At 59.5% G+C, this 439-nt stretch carries 1 pseudogene; it reads left to right on the top strand.

Features of this window, described 5'->3' with window-relative positions:
* Nucleotides 1–82 precede the first annotated feature (82 nt).
* A pseudogene (locus ACZIRK_RS45485) lies at nucleotides 83–439 on the top strand (IS5 family transposase); the annotation flags it as partial.

Here is a 439-nt window from a genome sequence, read left to right as displayed (position 1 = left end):
CTAGGTCGTGTGGACTCTTGGGATTCTCAAATCAGATTGAACGTGATTCAAGGCTTTCTTTTAGGAGGAAGCCTTGGGTGTCATGGATCGGCTGGTTCTGAGCGATGTGCAATGGGATCGAATATCCGGCTTGATCATCGGCCGGCCGGACCAGCGCGGTTCGACGGGGCGCGATAACCGGATGTTCGTTGAGGGCGTTTTGTGGATTGTGCGCACCGGCTCGCCGTGGCGCGATCTGCCTGAAACGTTCGGCGACTGGAATAGCGTGTTCCGGCGCTTCAGCCGATGGAGCGCCAAAGGGGTCTGGCTGCGCATGATCGAGGCGCTGGCGGATGATCCGGACTTTGAATACCTGATCGTCGATTCCACCATCGTCCGCGCCCACCCGCACGCCAGCGGCGCAAAAGGGGGGCTCAAAATCAGGCCATCGGTCGATCGC

Source organism: Bradyrhizobium sp. Leo114 (genome assembly GCF_055229415.2).
The sequence above is the reverse complement of the archived record's forward strand: the minus strand, read 5'-3'. Positions and strand labels throughout refer to the sequence as shown.